Below are 20,373 nucleotides of genomic sequence, written 5' to 3' on the forward strand. Positions count from 1 at the left end.
TGTGAAAGCGCTAGGATTTATTTTAGAATCTGAAGAATACCAATCGTTTCATGTAAATAATAAAAACTATGTAGTTTCTGAAGAAATTTTATTTTTTGAGGAATTAGGTATGTGGTTCGATATGTCATTATCAATATCTCTGATTAATCAACCTTCTGTTTTTGAAACAGATGAAGAGTTACTAAGCCTCAATAAAAGAAAGCGTGGTAAAGTCAATATCTTCTTTTCTCAAGAGAAGGATGATACTTTCTTTGCTGAGATATTTTATACAATTAAGAGTCGTGTTTATAAGTATTCAGAAAGACCTTCTTTTGGTAGTAGTTATATTTATGTCTTTAGTAACGAAAAGGGTGAGGTTAAGTTGTTACAAGTAGAGCAAATACATTACAATTAATGTGTTTTAATATTCAGCTTATATATTTGATTATTTATATTTAAAAAGCAAAACTCAAATTATTATAAAGAATGCCTCCCTAATACAGAGGCATTTTTTTTATATTTATAGCATGGCACAGCAAACGTTTCTTGATAAATTAAGTACAGAGATAATAGCTAATTATGGCAACTCGCTTTCGGGTATTACTATTGTATTGCCCAATAAACGGGCAAGAATATTTTTAATAGAGGCATTAAAAAGACAGCTCGATGCTACGGTATTTGCACCAGAGATTATTAGTATAGAGGATTTTATACAAGATGTTGCTGGCATCCGTAGTATAGATACTATAGAACTGCTGTTTGAGTTTTATACCATATACCTAGAGCTTACGCCAAAAGAAAAACAACAACCCTTTGAAACGTTTGCCAATTGGGCAAAAACATTGTTGCAGGATTTTAACGAAATAGACCGTTACCTGCTACCTCCTGCTCATGTATTCTCGTACCTGAAAGATATTGAAGATATCAAGCACTGGTCGCTCGACTTGGAGAACCAAACCGATATGATAAAGAATTATTTGGAGTTTTGGGCACTACTACCGAAGTATTATGAAACGCTGTATAATCATCTTATTCAAAAAGGTGCGGGTTATCAGGGGCTTATTTACAAAGAGGCGGTGGGTAATATTACCCACTTCTCGGAATCGTTTACAAAAGATCAGCTCCTATTTGCAGGTTTTAATGCGCTTAATGCAGCCGAAGAGTATATTATACAGCAATTAATGACCGATGGGAAAGCAAGTGTATATTGGGATATCGACCGCACTTTCCTGAATGACCCTTACCATGATGCAGGCTTATTTATTCGTCGCTTTCAAAAAGAGTGGAAACAGTTTACTGTACAACCTTTTGAGTGGATAAGCGATGCGTTTAGCGAAGCCAAAAACATACAAATAATAGGTACGCCAAAAACCGTAGGACAGGCAAAAATAGCAGGAAAAATAGTAGAGGGGATACAGCAAAGCGGACAAACGCTAGATAAAACAGCACTGGTACTGGGCGAAGAGAATATGCTTGTGCCCATGCTGTACAGCCTGCCCAATAGTGTGGGTGCGCTTAATATAACTATGGGGTATAGTAGTAGGAACAATCCTGCGCAGATATTAGTACAGAAACTTTTTAAAATGCATACCAATGCATTGAACCGAAGCCAAACAAGTTATACACTCTACTATCGTGAGGTATTAGATGTATTGAATCACCCATTGGTAGCGCCTTACTTAGGGGCATCAAAACTGGTAGAGACTATCAATAAAAACAATATTACTTTCTTCTCGCTTAATAAATTGTTTGAGATACAAGGCGAACCGTCTGAGTTGTTTAAACTATTATTTGAACGATGGGATATTGATACGGGCGACGTGCTACAAAGGCTGTCGAGCATTCTGGTTATGTTAAAGTCGTTTTTAAGTAACGATGAAGAAGAGGACAAAATAACCAAAGCATTCCTATACTCTATATTCAAGGTGATTAATAAACTGATTAATTACTATGAACAGCACCCACAAATGAGCAATTTAACGATACTACAATCGGTGTACAAACAAGTTGTCGATCTTGCCGAGGTGTCGTTTGAGGGCGAGCCACTATCGGGACTTCAAGTAATGGGGGTGCTAGAAAGTCGTGTACTTGATTTTGAAAATGTAATAATTACTTCGATGAACGAAGGGAAATTCCCAGCAGGAAAAACCCAAAATTCGTTTATACCCTATGATGTAAAGCGCGAACTTGGCTTACCTACTTATAAAGAAAAAGATGCTATATATAGCTACCACTTTTATCATTTATTGATGCGTGCCAAAAATGTTTACTTGCTGTATAATACCGAAAGCGAGGGGCTAGATGCAGGAGAACGAAGCCGTTTTTTAACCCAACTAGAAATAGAGAAAAAGCCAAACCATAACCTAAAAACGGTGTTGTATAATGCCAATTTACCTAAAAAGGCTTATGAGCCTATGGTAGTGCCCAAGTCGGTTAAAGTACAAGAACGTATTAAGGAGATAGCAACAGGCAAAGGCTTTTCGCCATCGGCATTAACTGGGTATATTCGTAACCCTATGCAGTTTTACTATCAGCGGGTACTCCGCATTTATGAAGTAGATGAGGTGGAAGAGAGTATTGCGCTTAACACGCTAGGTACTATTATACACGGTGCGCTAGAGGAACTTTATAAGCCATATATTAATAAGTTTCTTGCTGTGCAAGATATTGATGCAATGGTTGCTCTTGCAGATGAGGAAGTAATGCGACAGTTTGTAGCCGAGTATAAAGAGGGTGAAATCAAAAAGGGACGCAATCTTTTGGCTTTTGAAGTTGCTAAGCGAAATGTGCACAACTTACTAAAGCAGGAAAAGCAAAGCCTTAAAAATGACGATGCGGTAAAAGTATTGGCGCTAGAACAAACCTATGAGCGTTGGCTAGAAGATGACCGCTTGCCCTTTGCGGTAAAAATAGCAGGGAATATAGACCGTGTAGAACAGCGCAATGGTAAAATTAGGATTGTAGACTATAAAACAGGAAAAGTAGATAAATACAATTTAGTATTAAAAACATGGGACGGACTTACTACCGAGATTAAAAATGAAAAGATAATACAGCTATTATCGTATGCATTTATGTATGAACCGCACACCAATGGTATGGAGATGGAAGTGGGTATCATATCGTTTAAAAATATGAAAAGCGGGTTTATGAATTTCTGTTTTAAAGAGGGTGATGGCAAGGGCGCACCTAGCACCGAAGTTATAGACCAAGCTATACTCAGTGATTTTAAAGCACAATTAGTGGTACTGATTAATGATATTTTTGATAAAGACACTCCTTTTACAGAGGTTGTATAAATGATAAGCGATAATTTTTCGTGATAACAAAATAATAACGTTAAAAAGTTTACGTTATTAATAAAATTTTTATTTTTGAATTACTTATAGCTATAAGAATGTCACGAATAGCCGACACAATGACAATAAATATTGAAGGTAGGCACTAAACATTTTAATCCAACATTAATGAAAAAATTACTTTTATCCCTATTCGGGATTTTTGTCCTAGCGTCATGTTCTAATGACACAGAAGAATCGGTAACGTTTAATGAAGCGTCTGTAGAAGCAAACAGTTCTATGATGTTAAAAAGTGCATCGGCTGACCCTGTTTTAAAACAATTGTATATCGACAGGGTAAACTCTCAAAGCTATATCGATTTTGATAATGCCATAGTTGCTTTTAATGATAAACTGGGTACTACTATTCCTGATAGCGAGATGGACTCAAGCAATAAAATGTTAGGCTGGGTTCAAAATAACATTACACAAACAGGTTTTTTAAACTATCAGGAAGCAGAGGATAAATGGGATAATGTAGAAACTTTATCTGCTATTGAGCTTAATGCGAACTACAATTTTCATGACTATTTAGCAGGAACTACTCCGGGTACATTGTTAATTGTAATTGAAGAAGTAAGACCTGTTATTTCTTCGTGTAAAGAATGTTATGCTCAATTTTTAGTTTGCTCCAAAGCAGTGAATGATAATTATACAGGACTTATTGAACTTGCGGTTGGTTTACATAAAGGGGGATATATCTCTAATAAAAGTTATTCTGTTATTTGTGCAGAAGCTGATTTACAAAGAATTAAGGGGGATAGAAAGTGTCATGAAACTATGGATGATTGCTGTACAGATGCATAATCAGATTTAATACCAACATTATGATGGTATTAAATTTTTTAAAATAAAGACTACACAATTATTTAAAATCCAACAAATTATGAAAAAAATATTTTTATTTCTGCTAGGCGTTATTTCCCTAACATCATGTTCAAACGACATACAAGAATCTGTTACGTACGATGATACGTCTATAATTACAAATTCAGTAAACCAAGAACAATTAATGCTAAAAAGTGCATCAGTTGATTCTGTTTTAAAACAACTCTATATCGATATGATAAATTCTCAAAGTTATATTGATTATGATACTGCAAGAGTTGCTTTTTATGATAAATTAGGTTATGATATTCCTGATAGTGAAATGGATTTAGGAAACAAAATGCTTGGTTGGATTCAGAGTAATATTACACAAACAGGTTTTCTGAACTATCAAGAGGCGGTAGATAAACATGAAGATGTAGTAGCATTAGGTATTGCAGCAATACAGGCTAATTATAGTTTTTATAAATACTTAGCTGGTGCTGCACCGAATGTACTAGCCCCTATATTGGATGAGTTGCAACCTATACCTACTCTTTGTAGTGGGTGTGTAAAGACATATAATAATTGTGTAGGTATAGCCAACAGTGAATATGGAGCTGCTATGCAGCAAGCGAGTCAAAGCTTTATTAATGGAGGAGGGAGCTATGATGTGGGTAATTATCTAGAATATCACCGTACTATAGAAAAAGCTTATTATAGTAGAGATAGGTCTGTTAAAATGTGTGCAATGCATTTTAAGTCATGTTGTGAAGCGGCATAAAAAAATTAAACAGGGTAGATATTTACTCTTACTAATTAAAACTACAAGTTATTATGAGGAAAATTTTGATACTACTTATTTTGTCAGTGACATTTTTTAGTTGCTCAATGAATAAATCAATAGTAGAAGAAGATGATATAATTGGACGATGGGAGGTGATACAAGAAGGGAAAGTTAATAGGGTATCTCTGAAAGATATCGTAGTTGATTGTGAAGAAGGTACTTATGGGGTTTTATACACATTTGATATTGGAGATACATTTTCACAGAAGAGTATTTGTCCTAATGGTAAACCAACTAAAAAAGGAACATGGGTATATCGAGATAATATACTTAGTTTAACTATGGAGGGGGATAATGTGAAATTTTCTGTTTCTGATGCAGGGAAAAACAAGATAAAGCTGTCATCATTATTAGTTAATATTGAAGGGAGTGTACTTGATAAATTTGACAATGGTTTTTATATTATTCTAGAAAAACAGTAATAGATTTAAAAAAGGCAGGTTTAAACCTGCCTTTTTTAAATAACTCATATACATCCAACATTTATGAAAAAATTACTATTACTTCTGTTAGGGATTTCTTTACTGTCATTGTATTCATGCTCTGATAAGAAAGAAAAAACAGTTATCCTTGATGAAAAGGCAACTTCGAAGCAAGAAGATTCTCTCTGTATGACACAGTACATGGAATGTATTAAGCCTTTACAAAATGCATATTCACAAGTTGTGGAAAAAGCCGCTAATAAACGTAAAGCAGATTCTATTTCAAAAGATGAATATGATGCTGCATGTGAAGAAGCTTACTCTATTATGCAAAAAGAAATAGAATACTGTGATAAAGTATTTGAAAAATGCTTAATTGAATAAAAATTTTGCAAAGAGAGTACTAAGCTAACACTGCTTAATAAACTGTAATAGTTGCTTTAAGTAATCGTCGCGGTTTTCTATATGGCTCATGTGTCCGTCGAGGTAAGTAACTAGGGTTACGTTAGTGCCTTCTACTTGGTTGGCGTGTTCGTCATAGGGCAACCCTTGGTCTTTTTTGCCCAATACTAGCATAATAGGATAAGGACCAAAATGCAGTAGTACTTCGCGGTCGTTGCGCACTTTCATCCCTTCGAGGGCTGCTACAATACCTTGCACAGGTGTTTTAAGTGCTTGGCTGCGTAGTGCTTCAATTTCGGGGAGCAGTCGCTCTCTGTTTTCTTCACTAAATAGATTGGCTATAGCAAGGCGCACAAAGCTGGTGTGGTCGCGCTTTACGGCTTGTATAGCACGGTCGCGGTTCTTTTTACGCTCGTCGCTGTCGGGGCGTGCGGTAGAGTTTTGTAGTACGATACCTTTTACCATATCGGGGTATAGCTCGCCAAAAGCTAACGCCACATAACCGCCCATAGAGTGCCCCACTAGTATTACTTTACGGATGCGTAGTTCTTGCAACACGGCATGTACGGTATCTGCCATGTCTTCCATACTGTGGATGTAGCCAATGCAGCCCGTTTGCCCATGACCCAACAGATCGAGGGTTATAACGCGGTGTTTTTTGCTGAGTTCGGGTACAAAGGCATTCCACATGGTTTGGTTTTCTAGAAAGCCATGTAGTAGCACTACGGCGGTGCCTTTACCTGTATCGGTATAGTTGATGGTTGTGTTTTTGTAAGCGAGTTGCAAGTTTAGAGTTTATTAAAGTATTACTGCAAAATTAAACCTTCTTTATAATAGAGACAAGGTTAAATATTTAAACTAAATATTAAATATGTTTTTATATGTTTGCCACTTATTTAAATAAACACATATTCAATCAAAAAAATGAAACAAACATTACTATTATTTATTGCTTTTTTGAGTGTAACTATTGTAAAAGCAGAGGATTTCATTCAAGATGGTATAGCCTATAATATAATTGATGCGACTACTGTAGAGGTAACCTCTAAGGAAGGCGGATATATTGGAGATATAATTATACCTGGCACAGTTACTAATGCGGATGTTACTTATAATGTAACAGGTATTGGTTCTTCGGCATTTTCTTACTGTCATGACTTACTATCTATCGATATGCCTGAAAGTATAACTACTATTGCAGATGGGGCTTTTTTAGCTTGTTCGGGGTTAACTTCTATAGTTATACCTGATGGAGTAACTAGTATAGGTTATCTTTTTTATAATTGTACTAGTTTGACCTCCGTGATTTTGCCTGAAGGTTTGACGAGTATTGAATATGGAGCATTTTTACAATGTGAAAGTTTAACATCTATATTTATACCGGAAGGTGTGATCAGTATAGGAAATAGAGCATTCTCAGATTGTACAAGTCTAACATTTTTGGTTGTGCCAGAAGGTACTACGACTATTGGAAATCGCGCATTTTCTAACTGTACTAGTTTAACATCTGTAAGTTTGCCTAGCTCAATTACCAGTATTGAAGAGAATACATTTTATAACTGTACAGGTTTAACATCCATAATTATACCGGAGAATATTACTAGTATTGGAAATAATGCTTTTGAAAAATGTAGCAACATAACATCTGTAATTATGTCACAGAGTGTTACTACTATTGGAGATAGTGCGTTTTTAAATTGTACAAGTTTATCGGATATAAATTTACCTGAGAGTTTGACCGATATTGGAAGTAGAGCGTTTTCATACTGCGAAAGTTTAACATCTATAAATCTCCCGGAAGATGTAACTAATATAGGGAGTGCTGCGTTTTCTCATTGTATAAGTTTAGTGTCTATAGTTGTGCCAGATGGTGTTACTGTTATCAATAATTTTGTGTTTTCTAGCTGTATTAGTTTAACATCTATAATTTTTCCTGAAAACTTAAGTACTATTGGTAGTAATGCTGTTTCGGGTTGTGGAAACTTAACATTTATAGATATACCTCAAAGTACAACTATTATTGGAGGGGCCGCATTCTCAGGTTGTGGAAACTTAACATCTATAACTATTCCTGAAAATGTAACGTCTATTGGAGACTCAGCATTTAGTTCTTGTCTTGGTCTAACATCTGTAAGCTTGCCGGAAAGCTTAAATAGTATTGGTGATTATGCTTTTCAATACTGTGAAAATTTAACATCTATGTTTATACCAGAGGGTGTACTCACTATTGGAAATAGAGCATTCTCAGGTTGTACGGGTTTAACATCTGTAGATATACCTCAAAGTATAACTAGTATTGGAGGAAATGCATTTTGGAGTTGTATGGGTTTAACATCTGTAACTGTACATAGATGGAATCCACCAACGATAGCTTCAAATGCTTTTCAGAATGTAGATGTTTCTCAAATACCTCTGTTTGTACCTGAGGGTCGTGAGTCGGCTTATTATATAGCTCCAGTATGGAAAAATTTTGGCAGTTTTAACGGAATGATTTTAGGAACTGAAACAGATAGTTTAGAATCAGATATTGAAGTATATCCAAATCCTGTACAGGATGTTTTGTGCATAAAAGAAAACACTACTACAGCTATACAGCAGGTTAACATTTTTGATATTCAAGGAAAAGAAATTATGGCAACTACAGGTAACAACATAAATGTATCAGGTTTACAAAAAGGTTTGTATATCCTTCAAATAGAAACTGAGAAAGGAACAGTTACTAAAAAGTTTATTAAAGAATAATTTTTCTGATAAGTTCAGCATGACAAAATAAAAATGCTTACCCAAACAGGTAAGCATTTTTTATATAGACTGCTTCGTCGTGCCTCCTCGCAATGACTGAAAACTGCACCTGAAAACTGAAAACTATTCTTCCTCTGCTTCCAGTCGTTTTAGTATCGCTTTCATTTCGGCTATTTCTTTCTTTTGGGTTTCAATAATATCGGTGGCAAGTTTTCGAGCTTCGGGGTCGCTGATGTTAGCACGGGTACTGGTAAGTATGGCTGAGGAGTGGTGCGGAATCATGGCTTTCATCCACTGCTCATCTTGAACGGGTATTTGTTGGCGTAACCCGAAAAGACAAATAAAAAATAAAGCTGCCGAACCGCCTATAATACCGTAATTCACTTTTTTGTTAGGATACATTTTCCACATAAAGAGCATCATGGATATTGCCATTGGGCATACCATCAGGAAAGTCATGTAAGTTCGGGTGGTGCTGAGGTAAATATGGTCGGTTTGAAATACATTCAGGAACATAACGGCATACATTATAACAAACGATACTACCATCATCAGGAGAAATTTTAAGTAAGAAGTTTTCATTTCGGTAATGTTTTAGGTTAGTTTTTATACCTTGATTATTAGGTTTATACTTAAAATTACCTTTTTAAGTAGGCTTATACAAGTTTGTCTTTCTTTTTTGTAATAATATTAAGAAACAAAAAATGCTTACCCACTGGGTAAGCATTTTTTAATATAGATTGCCTTGTCATGCTTCCTTGCAATGACTGTAAACTGTGACTAAATTAATTACTGATTCATTAAAGCCTCTATCTCATCAGCTTCGATAGGGATGTTGCGCATCAGGTTAAATGGCTCGCCGCTTTCTTGTATTACAACATCATCTTCTAAACGGATTCCAAAGCCTTCGTTAGGGATATAAATACCCGGTTCTACGGTAAACACCATGTTTGCCTGCATTGGTTCGTATAGTAGCCCGTAGTCATGTGTGTCTAGCCCCATGTGGTGCGACGTACCGTGCATAAAGTATTTTTTATAGGCAGGCCAATCTGGGTTTTCGTTTTGCACATCAGCTTTGTCTAATAATCCAAGACCTAATAGTTCTGATGTCATTAGTTTACCTACTTCCACGTGGTACTGCTTCCATAGCGTACCCGGAACAAGCATTTTTGTAGCTTCGTTTTTTACGCGGAGTACAGCGTTATATACTTCTTTTTGCCTTGCTGTAAATTTGCCCGATACTGGTATGGTACGGCTCATATCGCTAGAGTAGTTCGCATACTCTGCACCTACGTCAAGCAAGATAAGATCGCCCGCGTTACATTGTTGGTTGTTCTCTATATAGTGTAATACATTAGCATTGTTACCCGATGCCACAATTGGCGTATAGGCGAAGCCTTTAGAACGGTTACGTACAAACTCGTGAATAAACTCGGCTTCTATTTCATACTCCATTACACCTGGTTTGGTAAACGATAGTATGCGTCGGAAACCTTTCTCGGTAATATCGCAGGCTTTTTGTATTAAGTCTAGCTCTTCACTTTCTTTTACAGAGCGTATGCGTTGCAGTATAGGGTTGCTCTTAGCTACCTGATGTGCAGGATATTTCTCTTTCCACCATTTTACAAAACGCGCTTCACGGGTTTCGGTTACTACTGTTGCACGATAATGCTCGTTGGTGTTAATGTATATCGTCTCGCTATAGGTCATTAGCTCTGCAAGTACTTTTTCGAAATCTTGCAACCAGTGTACGTTTTTTATACCCGAAACTTCAAAGGCGCGCTCTTTAGTTAGTTTCTCACCTTCCCATACGGCAATATGCTCGTTGGTCTCTTTTAAGAAAAGTATTTCGCGTTGGTTTTCATAAGGTGCATCTGGGAAAAGTAACAGTATGCTTTCTTCTTGGTCAACTCCACTCAGGTAAAATATATCGCGGTGTTGCTGAAAAGGCATGGTGCTATCGGCACTAATTGGGTAAATATCGTTAGAGTTAAATACCGCCACGCTGTTGGGTTTCATTGCAGCCGTAAATTTTTTACGGTTTTTAATGAACAGGTCGCGGTCTATTTGATGGTATTTCATAATGTTGTTTTTTTATTGTACCTCAAAATTAGTGAGAATATTGGGAATAGTCAGAAAATGTGTCAATGTTTTCTTTATATTTATTCTTTAGACAAATAACTAAAATGGATACACAAAAAGCTATATCAGATATATTTGGTATTTTTCATGATGGGGGTGTTGAAGATTTTAAGGGTGATAGTAATAAAATCGTTTTAAAGATAAACTGTCTTTATCTTGCGGAAAGGATACATGAAGATTTTGAACTTTTTTATCTGGAACTTGAAACTGTTGAAAAACTTGAAATGGAATGCTGGACTTCCACAGAAGAAGATAATGTAATACTAACATCGTGGGAAGATATATTTGCAGGTGATATTGAAATTAGCTCAAGCAAAGTTGAAGATAATGAAGTTATAGTATATATGTATCAAAGAGATCCTCAACTTAATTATGTTGTAGGAGAATTACATGTAAAGGCAAAAAAAGCAAAAGTATTTCAACATGATATGCAAGAAGTTAATTTTAAATTTCTTGATAAGATACGAAATAGCTATTGGGATTCTTTCGGAAAGGCATAAGCTACTCCACCCACTTATAATACCGCGCGCCATAAAGGTTTGGCGTTTCTTTCTCGATACGTTCTAAAATCCATTCGTTTTTAGGATGCTGTATGCTATTGCGTTGCTCTTTTTTGTGTAGTTTCAAGTAGGTATCAAAATCTATTTCATGGCTTTGTTGCAGGGTTTCAAAAAGCTGTGCTTTTTGCACTACTTCTGCCCAGCCTTGTTGTAATGTACCTTCAAACACTTTTGATTTTGAACCACTGCCGTAAGCCAAAAATCCGAACTTTTTACCGTTGCCGTCGTTGTCTTTTGCAGCGTGCTCGGTAAGCGTACTTAGTAGTCCCATAAATATAGAGCCTGTATATAGGTTACCTATAAGTGATGAGGCTACTTCGGCAGGTTGCAATTTTTGGTTTACAAATGCTTTATAATTGGTACTTTTGCTTATTGTTTTTATTTTTTCCTTTTGTTCGCTTCGGGGTTCAGTGCCTGTCAGCAGGGGCGTTTCGGCATCAAGGGCAAAAAGCTCGGCAAACATCCTGCGCCCTTGGTAGGCGTAGGGCAGGTGCATAATAATGCTCTCCCAATTTTTGTAAAGCGAACCTTTGGTCTGCGTAAGCTCTTTAAACCTGAGGTAGGCTTCGCGGGTACGGTCGGTATAACATTGGTTGCTGTACTGTCCGTCAAAAATGGGTTGTGCTTTATTTATTTCGAGTACACGCTCTAAATGTCCAAACCAAGGGTCGTTAAAATCGTTGCCCATAATGTGCCATTTGCTCAAGGTGCGGTAGGGTTTAAAGAAGTCGAAAACACCTTTGGTACTCACCGCCCAATGATTATCAATAGCCATAATGCGAGGGTTAGCACTAACGAGTAGCGCAACTGCTCCTGCGCCTTGAGTGTATTCGCCTGTTGACTCTAAATCGTACTTGGCAATATCGGTTGTTACTACAATGGCTTTTTTGTCAGGATTAAGGCGCACAAAGTCAAGGCAGTTTTGCAGGGCATCTACTCCGCCTATACAGGCAAATGTCATATCTGTTACATCGCAATGGCTAAGAGTACCATCGCCATACCGTTGTTCCATCAGTCCCACAAGATAAGAGCCTATGGGCTTGGCACTATCTATACCGCTTTCTGTACCTACATATATGCGGGCTATATCGGCAGGGTTAAGGTTGGTTTGCTGTATGAGTTTTGTAAGTGCATTTGCTCCAAAAACTACGCTATCCTGATGGGCATCGGGCAATGTCATTTTTAGTAACCCTAATCCTTTTTCGAGCTTTTCGGGTTCTATATTTCGAGCTTTGGCAAGTGTTTTTATAGGTAGGTGTAGTTTTGCTACATCAAAGGTAATAGCGTCTATTCCAGTTTTCATTTTTCCATATTTTGAAGTATAAAATTAATGACCGAAATTGAGATAAACGCTACAAAAACGCTATTGCACAGCACTTTTACCAATATGAAAAAAATAAGGAGTTAATTTTTATAAATCTGTAATTCTGTTCTGCCCGTTTATGATTAATTTAGCAGGCAGTAACCTTTTTTATATTTAAAATGAAATTATATTATACTCTTACGGCGCTTGTACTATGTGTTTTTATGAATGCGCAAGACAAACAACCGTATCAGCTTTATACCAAAAATGGTAAAAAAGTAACTTATAAAAAATTATTGAAAGCTTCGGCTAAAGCCGATGTTGTACTCTTTGGTGAGCATCATAACGATGCGCTTATTCACTGGTTGCAACTGGAACTTACTAAAGATTTAGCTGAAGATAACGAATTGGTGCTGGGTGCCGAGATGATTGAAGCGGATAATCAAACACAGCTTAACCAATACCTAAAAGGAGAAATAGACCAAAAGGCGTTTGATACTGTAGCACGACTTTGGAATAATCATAAAACGGATTATAAGCCGCTTGTAGATTTTGCTAAAGAAAAACAGGTTAGCTTTATAGCCACTAATATTCCGCGTCGCTATGCTAGTATGGTGTTCAAAAAAGGATTTCCTGTATTAGATACTTTGCCAGATAACGAAAAAGCATGGATAGCACCACTACCTATTGCCTATGATGCTACCTTGCCTGGTTATGTAAAGATGCTGGAAATGATGGGTGGTCATGGTGGCGATAACTTGCCAAAAGCTCAAGCAGTAAAAGATGCTACTATGGCATATTTTATAGCACAAAATTTAAAACCTAATACTGTTTTTATCCATTATAACGGAACGTACCATAGTGATAATTTTGAAGGGATTAACTGGTATTTAAAACGCAATAAGCCCGAAGTAAAAATTATTACTATTGCCGCTGTGTCGCAAAAAGATATCAGTAAGCTGGAAGAAGAGTACCTACAAACAGCAGATTTTATATTGGTAGTGGATGAGGATATGACCAAGACATATTAATGTGGTTGTTTATTTTATCTAAATGAAAGAGCTTTTTAAAGAAATAGCTGAAAAATATAATGGCTTTCTAAGCATAAGTGAAGATAAGTGGTTTAATGGTCATACCTATCTGCCAGTGTACCTATATGATTTAGATTTTTCTTATAGAGGATGGGATTTTATGGTAAGGCATGAATTTCGTTCTTCTGAGTTTAGTAAATCTGGTGCAATTGGTTTAGATACTTTTAGTGACAGACATTTATTTGATATAAAAGTAACTGCTAAAAATGTAACATTGCCTGATTTTGAAGTTCTAACAAAAGGTTTTTTTGCTAAAATTTTTGCGAAGAGTGAATCGAAAAATTTTAAAGTAAAAAGCCGCGATAAAAACTTTATAGAACAGCTTTTTAATAACACTGAACTTATTGATATATATAAATCTACAGACTCAGAGTTTAGTCCTGAGTTGTATGGTGTTGGTAAAAAAGGTAGCTATATGCTTACTGTTCGATATACTACACAACAAAAACGTATAGAGCTGTTAAAAAGCATGATAAGTTTTATTACTAAATTTCCTGAAATTAAAACTTGACAAAAATCATTACTTTAAACTGATTATAAATTACCTCGCAATGGTTGTAGTTATTGGCTTTTAACTGTATTTTTGTTTGGATTTTTATATAAAACTTATTACTTTAATTAAATACTATGGCAAAATCTGCGCTATTAAAGTCTTCGCTAGGCAAAAAGTACTGGATGGCTTTAACAGGTTTATTTTTGTGTCTTTTCTTAACGGGACACTTATTAGGTAACCTTCAGTTGCTTTCAAGCGGTAAGGATGCAGCACTACACTTTAACCAGTATGCATTGTTTATGACAAGCAATCCTGCTGTAAAACTACTGTCTTACCTTACTTATCTATCTATTTTATTTCATGCTATAGATGGTATATTGCTAGCGGTACAAAACCGAAAAGCAAGACCAATACAGTATGCTAACAACAAGCCACAAGCCAATACTATTTGGGCTTCTAGAAACATGGCAGTACTAGGTACTATTATTTTGGTATTTATAGTTACACACATGGTAAACTTTTGGGCAAAGATGCACTTTGACGAAAAAATGCCACTACAAACTACTACTATAAATGCAGGAGGTATGCCACAAGAGTTTTACATTACTACAGATGGTTCATACCTATCAAAAGCTCAAGTAGATCAAGGAGCTATAGAAATAAAAAACAGAACAGAGTTTTATGATACTGCTGCAGGGGTAAAAGTAAAAGATGGTTATAAAGATCTTTACAAAATTACTGTAGCTTTCTTTAAAAACCCTGATTATGGTTTAATAGCTTCTATACTATATGCACTAGCTATGGTGGTACTTGGTTTTCACTTGTATCATGGTTTTGGCAGTGCGTTTCAGTCTATGGGTGCAAATAACCCTAAGTACACACCATTTATTAAAAATTTCGGAAAAGCTTTCTCAATAGTAGTACCACTACTATTTGCTATCATTCCGTTATATATTCATTTCATACTTTAAAAGTATAGTATTATGGCTTTAGATTCTAAAATACCAAACGGACCCATTGCTGATAAATGGACCGATTATAAAGACCACATTAACCTTGTAAACCCTGCCAACAAGCGTAACATAGATGTTATTGTTGTAGGTACAGGACTTGCAGGAGGCTCTGCTGCGGCTACACTTGCCGAGCTGGGGTATAACGTAAAAGCATTTTGTTTTCAAGATTCTCCACGACGTGCACACTCTATTGCTGCACAGGGAGGTATAAACGCAGCTAAGAACTATCAAGGTGATGGTGACTCTAGCTTCAGATTATTTTATGATACTGTAAAAGGTGGTGACTACCGTGCGCGTGAAGCAAACGTTCACCGTCTTGCTGAGCTTTCGGCTAATATTATCGACCAGTGTGTGGCACAAGGTGTACCATTGGCAAGAGAATATGGCGGATTGTTAGATAACCGTTCTTTTGGTGGGGTACTAGTTTCTCGTACTTTTTATGCAAAAGGACAAACAGGACAACAATTACTATTAGGTGCATACTCTGCTATGAACCGCCAAATAGGTCGTGGTAAAATACAAATGTATAACCGCCACGAAATGCTAGATGTAGTAGTAGTAGGTGGTAAAGCAAGAGGTATTATTGCTAGAAACCTTATAACGGGTGAAATAGAAAGACATTCGGCACATGCTGTAGTAATAGCATCTGGAGGTTATGGTAATGTATTCTTCCTTTCTACAAACGCTATGGGTAGTAATGCTACCGCAGCTTGGAAAGTGCATAAAAAAGGAGCATATTTTGCTAATCCTTGTTATACACAAATTCACCCAACCTGTATTCCAGTATCGGGTGACCATCAATCAAAATTAACCCTAATGTCAGAGTCATTACGTAATGACGGACGTATATGGGTACCTAAAAATATAGAGGATGCACAAGCTATTCGCGAAGGCAGACTTAAACCTACAGAGCTTGCTGAAGCTGACAGAGATTACTACCTAGAAAGAAGATACCCATCTTTTGGTAACCTTGTACCTCGTGATGTTGCATCGCGTGCAGCAAAAGAAAGATGTGATGCTGGTTATGGTGTAAACAAAACAGGCGAGGCTGTTTATCTTGACTTTGCTTCGGCAATACAGCGTTATGGTAAAGAGCAGGCAAGAATAAAAGATCTTGATGATAATGATGATGCTTTAGTGAAAAAACTAGGTACAGAAGTTATTGAGAACAAATATGGTAACCTGTTCCAGATGTATGAGAAAATTGTAGATGAAAATCCGTATCAAACCCCAATGATGATATACCCTGCGGTACACTATACCATGGGAGGTGTTTGGGTAGACTATAACCTTATGACTACTATAGAGGGTTGCTACGCTATTGGTGAGGCAAACTTCTCAGATCACGGTGCTAACCGTCTTGGTGCTTCGGCATTAATGCAAGGTCTTGCCGATGGTTATTTTGTATTACCATACACAATTGGCGATTACTTGTCTAAAGATATTCGTACTGGTGCAATCTCTACCGATTTACCAGAATTTGAAGAGGCAGAGAAAAACGTAAGAGGACAGTTAGAGCGTTTAATAAACAATAATGGTAAGCATAGTGTAGACCACTTCCATAAACGTTTAGGTAAAATTATGTGGGATAAAGTAGGTATGGCGCGTAATGCACAAGGACTTACTGAAGCCATTAGCGAAATTGCCGCACTACGTGAGGAGTTTTATAATGATGTAAAAGTACCAGGCGATATGAATGGTTTTAACCAAGAGCTAGAAAAAGCAATGCGAGTTGCCGATTTTCTTGAGCTTGGAGAGCTATTTGCTAAAGATGCGTTACACAGAAACGAATCGTGTGGTGGTCACTTTAGAGAAGAATATCAAACTGAAGAAGGTGAAGCACAACGTGATGATGAAAATTTTGCTTATGTAGCTGCTTGGGAGTATAAAGGAAAACCAAGCGAAGCAGTGCTTCATAAAGAAGACCTTGTTTTTGATAATGTTAAACTAGTACAACGTAGCTATAAATAAGATTTTAGTATTGAGCTGTTATACGATAGTATGCTCTCAATACTCATTACTTAATACTTATAAAAGATGAATCTTACATTAAAAATATGGCGTCAGAAAAACGCTCAGGATAAAGGAAAAATGGTTGATTATCAAATCAACGATATTTCAGGAGATATGTCGTTCTTAGAAATGCTCGATGTATTAAATGAAGACCTTAACAACAAGGGTGAAGACCCTGTTGCTTTTGACCACGATTGCCGCGAAGGTATTTGTGGTATGTGTTCGCTGTTTATTAACGGCGAAGCACACGGACCTGACAGGGGAGTAACTACCTGCCAGCTTCACATGAGAAAATTTAAAGATGGCGATACAATATATATAGAACCTTTCCGTGCTAAGGCATTTCCTGTAATAAAAGACTTGGTTGTTGACCGTACGTCTTTTGACAAGATACAGCAAGCAGGTGGTTTTATATCGGTAAACACATCTGGTAATACTCAGGATGCAAATAACATTCCTATCCAGAAACATAATGCCGATATGGCGTTTGACGCTGCTACCTGTATTGGTTGTGGTGCATGTGTAGCGAGTTGTAAAAATGCATCGGCTATGCTGTTTGTTTCGGCAAAAGTATCGCAGTTTGCATTGTTGCCACAAGGTAGAATAGAAGCTACTGAGCGTGTGCTTAACATGGTGGCTAAAATGGACGAAGAAGGTTTTGGTGCATGTACTAATACTGGAGCTTGTGAGGTAGAATGTCCTAAAGGAATTTCTTTAGAAAACATTGCTCGTATGAACAGAGAATATCTGTTTGCAAGTCTTAAATAAGAAACAACTATCGTTTTACAACAACAAAGCGCATCCTGTTCGGGATGCGCTTTGTTGTTGTAAAAACAATTAAACTAATATCTAAAAATGGCTATTTTTTAATAGCGAATATTTAAAGATTTATTAAATAGAAGAAAGAGTGTTCAATGATTTTTCTTCGTAATATGGTTTTTTTAAAATTTAGCTTTTTTTATTCGTATTACTATATATTCAATAATATTAAAATATTTATAGCGTTAAATATTATAAGTCCTAAAGTAAATTTCTACAATTATTATTGTAGTTTTTTTGTTTAGTAATGCGCTTTAAAAGTATAATAGATTATTCGTAATTAATCCAATATAAAAAATTAAAAAACAAAACGGTATGGCAGAAAAAACTAGAGTTGAATTAAAACAATACTTTGAAACGGGTGATAGACCAACAGAAGATCAGTTTGCAGACTTAATAGATAGTTTTGTAAATAGATTAGAAGATGATTATTTGGTTAGCCCACAGGGTTTAGAAAAAATAACTGAAGGAGAAAATACAGGCTGGCGACTGGCAGGTAGAGATCCTTTATTTCACGGTAATATAGGTGAAAATGCAGTTGATTTATCAGTCAGTACTGATGCCTCTGACTCTAGAGGTGCTACTGGTGATGATTCGATTGCTTTCGGAAAGAATACTAGAGCTGCGGGTGTTTCTTCAACGGCTTCGGGCTATAACAGTAAGGCAAGTGGTGATTATTCAACAGTTTCGGGTTATGGTAATAGAGCAGATGGGCAATACTCAATAGCATTAGGTTCTCTTTCACACGCAAATGCAACTAACGCTATTGCTTTAGGTAGCGGGGCTGTTGCCGATAAAGATCATGCAATTGCTCTTGGTAGGAATGCACAAGCTATGGAAGAATATTCTGTTGCTTTTGGTAGAGAAACACATGCTACAGGTGATACTTCAACCGCTTTTGGTAATGCTACCACAGCATCTGGTAGTAATTCTACTGCTTTTGGGGATAGTTCAGAAGCTATTGGTAGTACTTCTACTGCTTTTGGAGTTAATACACTTGCAAGCGGTGATGGCTCTACTGCTTTTGGTTCTAATACACAGGCAATAGGAAAAGGCTCTACTGCTTTTGGTATTACTGCACAAGCCACTGGATATAGAGCAACTGCTTTTGGTAATGCTACAGTAGCAGGAGCTACTCATGCTACCTCTTTTGGTAATGGGACACAGGCGAGTGGAGATTATTCTACTGCTTTTGGTGTTGGGTCAATAGCAGCAGGTACTCGTGCTACTGCTTTTGGTTCTAATACACAGGCAAATGGAGATTATTCTACTGCTTTTGGTCTTGATACAGAAACAAATGGAATTCACTCTGTTGCTTTTGGTTATAAAACAAAGGCATCATTACCAGCAACGGAAACTGATCCAGATGTACAAAATTATACTACTGCCTTTGGTCATACCACACAGGCAACTGGAAATACCGCTACTGCATTTGGTAGAGGTACGAAGGCAAGTGGTTATATTTCTACTGCTTTTGGTAGTGTTACACAAGCCACAGGCGATACTGCTTTAGCTTTTGGTAAGGAGACAGAAGCATCTGGAATTCTTTCTACTGCTTTTGGTAACCAATCTAAAGCAACAGAATATACTTCTACTGCCTTTGGTGCTGCTACACAAGCAACAGCATCTTATGCTACCTCTTTTGGTTCAGGAACACATGCACAAGGTTCTAATGCTACTGCATTTGGTAGTGACACCACAGCTAAGGGTAGTTTCTCTACTTCTTTCGGTAGAGGTACATTAGCAGAGGGATATTGTTCTACTGCTTTTGGGGATGAGGCTCAAGCAAATGGTCCTTATTCTGTCGCTTTTGGTATTGAATCAAGAGCAAATAGTTTTGGCGAAACTTGTTTTGGTGTATATCCAGAAGATCTAGTAGCTACTTCTGCTAGTGCCATTGATGAGAATGATTATGTTTTAAGGATTGGTATAGGTACAACTATAGAAAATAAGAAAGACGGTTTTAGAATACAGAAAAATGGTGTTGTTACTGCCAATGCTTTAACACCTGATTTAATAGATGCCGCAGACGATACTGCACTTGTTACTAAAGAGTGGGTGAATAATAATTTTTCTACAAATATAGAGGGAGAGGTAACCGTAAGTGCATCTGGTACAGAGGTTATAACAATACCCCACACTATAGGTGTTAAACCTAGCGTATATTTAGTAAATGCTATTACAGCCGATGCAGCAGGTATTTTATATATAACAGCCGATGAAAATAATGTTTATGTGCACTATGCTACAGTTCCTACGGGAGCGTTGTCTTATCAGGTATTGATTAAAGAGTAGAGGGAGCTCAAAGATTTTAATTTTTGAGCCTATAGTGCTTTAATTGTCATATTTAAAAAAACGACTTACAGTATGTAAGTCGTTTTTGTTTTTAGCTATAAAGCAGT

18 protein-coding genes are annotated in these 20,373 nt (G+C 36.6%); 14 read left to right on the top strand and 4 right to left on the bottom strand.

The window, feature by feature from the left end; genetic code table 11:
* Position 1 precedes the first annotated feature (1 nt).
* The 6 genes from DVK85_RS07040 to DVK85_RS07065 all read left to right on the top strand — a co-directional run bounded on the left by DVK85_RS07040 (position 2) and on the right by DVK85_RS07065 (position 5,777).
* Positions 2–394 carry a hypothetical protein gene (locus tag DVK85_RS07040; RefSeq protein WP_127960568.1) on the top strand — a complete coding sequence of 131 codons (393 nt, stop codon included), beginning with the start codon at positions 2–4 and terminating at the stop codon, positions 392–394.
* Positions 395–506: 112 nt separating this feature from the next.
* Positions 507–3,278, top strand: coding sequence for a PD-(D/E)XK nuclease family protein (locus DVK85_RS07045; protein WP_114677770.1), 2,772 nt, complete (start codon positions 507–509; stop codon positions 3,276–3,278).
* A gap of 168 nt (positions 3,279–3,446) precedes the next feature.
* Positions 3,447–4,124 (top strand): hypothetical protein, encoded by a 678-nt coding sequence (locus DVK85_RS07050; protein ID WP_114677771.1) that lies wholly within the window; start codon positions 3,447–3,449, stop codon positions 4,122–4,124.
* Positions 4,125–4,203: 79 nt separating this feature from the next.
* Positions 4,204–4,908, top strand: a complete 705-nt coding sequence (locus tag DVK85_RS07055) for a putative periplasmic lipoprotein (RefSeq protein WP_114677772.1) — start codon at positions 4,204–4,206, stop codon at positions 4,906–4,908.
* Positions 4,909–5,015: 107 nt separating this feature from the next.
* Positions 5,016–5,393 (top strand): hypothetical protein, encoded by a 378-nt coding sequence (locus DVK85_RS07060; protein ID WP_114677773.1) that lies wholly within the window; start codon positions 5,016–5,018, stop codon positions 5,391–5,393.
* A 63-nt stretch (positions 5,394–5,456) separates the two neighbouring features.
* Positions 5,457–5,777 (top strand): hypothetical protein, encoded by a 321-nt coding sequence (locus DVK85_RS07065; protein ID WP_114677774.1) that lies wholly within the window; start codon positions 5,457–5,459, stop codon positions 5,775–5,777.
* Between the two features lie 24 nt (positions 5,778–5,801).
* On the opposite strand, the gene DVK85_RS07070 is transcribed toward DVK85_RS07065, so the two are convergent.
* Positions 5,802–6,581 (bottom strand): alpha/beta fold hydrolase, encoded by a 780-nt coding sequence (locus tag DVK85_RS07070; RefSeq protein ID WP_114677775.1) that lies wholly within the window; start codon positions 6,579–6,581, stop codon positions 5,802–5,804.
* Between the two features lie 138 nt (positions 6,582–6,719).
* On the opposite strand from DVK85_RS07070, the gene DVK85_RS07075 reads away from it, so the two are divergent.
* A complete protein-coding gene (locus DVK85_RS07075; RefSeq protein ID WP_114677776.1) occupies positions 6,720–8,537 on the top strand; it encodes a leucine-rich repeat domain-containing protein in 1,818 nt (605 codons plus the stop codon).
* A 123-nt stretch (positions 8,538–8,660) separates the two neighbouring features.
* On the opposite strand, the gene DVK85_RS07080 is transcribed toward DVK85_RS07075, so the two are convergent.
* Both DVK85_RS07080 and DVK85_RS07085 read right to left on the bottom strand, forming a co-directional pair.
* A complete protein-coding gene (locus DVK85_RS07080; protein ID WP_114677777.1) occupies positions 8,661–9,119 on the bottom strand; it encodes a DUF305 domain-containing protein in 459 nt (152 codons plus the stop codon).
* 207 nt (positions 9,120–9,326) lie between these two features.
* Positions 9,327–10,619 (bottom strand): aminopeptidase P family protein, encoded by a 1,293-nt coding sequence (locus DVK85_RS07085; RefSeq protein WP_114677778.1) that lies wholly within the window; start codon positions 10,617–10,619, stop codon positions 9,327–9,329.
* A 104-nt stretch (positions 10,620–10,723) separates the two neighbouring features.
* Here DVK85_RS07085 and DVK85_RS07090 point away from each other — a divergent pair, with 104 nt between their 5' ends.
* Complete coding sequence (locus DVK85_RS07090) at positions 10,724–11,179, top strand: hypothetical protein (RefSeq protein WP_114677779.1); 456 nt, start codon at positions 10,724–10,726, stop codon at positions 11,177–11,179.
* 1 nt (position 11,180) lies between these two features.
* On the opposite strand, the gene DVK85_RS07095 is transcribed toward DVK85_RS07090, so the two are convergent.
* Complete coding sequence (locus tag DVK85_RS07095; RefSeq protein WP_114677780.1) at positions 11,181–12,542, bottom strand: hydroxymethylglutaryl-CoA synthase family protein; 1,362 nt, start codon at positions 12,540–12,542, stop codon at positions 11,181–11,183.
* A 179-nt stretch (positions 12,543–12,721) separates the two neighbouring features.
* Between DVK85_RS07095 and DVK85_RS07100 the strand changes: the two genes are divergently transcribed.
* The 6 genes from DVK85_RS07100 to DVK85_RS07125 all read left to right on the top strand — a co-directional run bounded on the left by DVK85_RS07100 (position 12,722) and on the right by DVK85_RS07125 (position 20,266).
* Complete coding sequence (locus tag DVK85_RS07100) at positions 12,722–13,573, top strand: ChaN family lipoprotein (protein WP_114677781.1); 852 nt, start codon at positions 12,722–12,724, stop codon at positions 13,571–13,573.
* Between the two features lie 22 nt (positions 13,574–13,595).
* Positions 13,596–14,144, top strand: coding sequence for a hypothetical protein (locus tag DVK85_RS07105; RefSeq protein ID WP_114677782.1), 549 nt, complete (start codon positions 13,596–13,598; stop codon positions 14,142–14,144).
* A gap of 116 nt (positions 14,145–14,260) precedes the next feature.
* Complete coding sequence (locus tag DVK85_RS07110; RefSeq protein ID WP_114677783.1) at positions 14,261–15,097, top strand: succinate dehydrogenase cytochrome b subunit; 837 nt, start codon at positions 14,261–14,263, stop codon at positions 15,095–15,097.
* A 12-nt stretch (positions 15,098–15,109) separates the two neighbouring features.
* Positions 15,110–17,110, top strand: a complete 2,001-nt coding sequence (locus tag DVK85_RS07115) for a fumarate reductase/succinate dehydrogenase flavoprotein subunit (protein WP_114677784.1) — start codon at positions 15,110–15,112, stop codon at positions 17,108–17,110.
* Positions 17,111–17,176: 66 nt separating this feature from the next.
* Entirely contained in the window at positions 17,177–17,920 is a 744-nt protein-coding gene (locus tag DVK85_RS07120; protein ID WP_114677785.1) for a succinate dehydrogenase/fumarate reductase iron-sulfur subunit, read from the top strand.
* 366 nt (positions 17,921–18,286) lie between these two features.
* Complete coding sequence (locus tag DVK85_RS07125; protein WP_114677786.1) at positions 18,287–20,266, top strand: hypothetical protein; 1,980 nt, start codon at positions 18,287–18,289, stop codon at positions 20,264–20,266.
* Positions 20,267–20,373: the final 107 nt, after the last annotated feature.

Origin of the sequence: Flavobacterium arcticum (assembly GCF_003344925.1) — a bacterium.
GTDB lineage: Bacteria > Bacteroidota > Bacteroidia > Flavobacteriales > Flavobacteriaceae > Flavobacterium > Flavobacterium arcticum.

Excerpts from the sequence above, each read along its gene's own strand:
- DVK85_RS07065 (WP_114677774.1), top strand. The coding sequence starts at position 5,457 with ATGAAAAAATTACTATTACTTCTGTTAGGGATTTCTTTACTGTCATTG.
- DVK85_RS07045 (WP_114677770.1), top strand. The coding sequence starts at position 507 with ATGGCACAGCAAACGTTTCTTGATAAATTAAGTACAGAGATAATAGCT.
- DVK85_RS07080 (WP_114677777.1), bottom strand. The coding sequence starts at position 9,119 with ATGAAAACTTCTTACTTAAAATTTCTCCTGATGATGGTAGTATCGTTT.
- DVK85_RS07110 (WP_114677783.1), top strand. The coding sequence starts at position 14,261 with ATGGCAAAATCTGCGCTATTAAAGTCTTCGCTAGGCAAAAAGTACTGG.
- DVK85_RS07105 (WP_114677782.1), top strand. The coding sequence starts at position 13,596 with ATGAAAGAGCTTTTTAAAGAAATAGCTGAAAAATATAATGGCTTTCTA.
- DVK85_RS07115 (WP_114677784.1), top strand. The coding sequence starts at position 15,110 with ATGGCTTTAGATTCTAAAATACCAAACGGACCCATTGCTGATAAATGG.
- DVK85_RS07095 (WP_114677780.1), bottom strand. The coding sequence starts at position 12,542 with ATGAAAACTGGAATAGACGCTATTACCTTTGATGTAGCAAAACTACAC.
- DVK85_RS07055 (WP_114677772.1), top strand. The coding sequence starts at position 4,204 with ATGAAAAAAATATTTTTATTTCTGCTAGGCGTTATTTCCCTAACATCA.
- DVK85_RS07075 (WP_114677776.1), top strand. The coding sequence starts at position 6,720 with ATGAAACAAACATTACTATTATTTATTGCTTTTTTGAGTGTAACTATT.
- DVK85_RS07090 (WP_114677779.1), top strand. The coding sequence starts at position 10,724 with ATGGATACACAAAAAGCTATATCAGATATATTTGGTATTTTTCATGAT.
- DVK85_RS07060 (WP_114677773.1), top strand. The coding sequence starts at position 5,016 with ATGAATAAATCAATAGTAGAAGAAGATGATATAATTGGACGATGGGAG.
- DVK85_RS07100 (WP_114677781.1), top strand. The coding sequence starts at position 12,722 with ATGAAATTATATTATACTCTTACGGCGCTTGTACTATGTGTTTTTATG.
- DVK85_RS07125 (WP_114677786.1), top strand. The coding sequence starts at position 18,287 with ATGGCAGAAAAAACTAGAGTTGAATTAAAACAATACTTTGAAACGGGT.
- DVK85_RS07120 (WP_114677785.1), top strand. The coding sequence starts at position 17,177 with ATGAATCTTACATTAAAAATATGGCGTCAGAAAAACGCTCAGGATAAA.
- DVK85_RS07050 (WP_114677771.1), top strand. The coding sequence starts at position 3,447 with ATGAAAAAATTACTTTTATCCCTATTCGGGATTTTTGTCCTAGCGTCA.
- DVK85_RS07085 (WP_114677778.1), bottom strand. The coding sequence starts at position 10,619 with ATGAAATACCATCAAATAGACCGCGACCTGTTCATTAAAAACCGTAAA.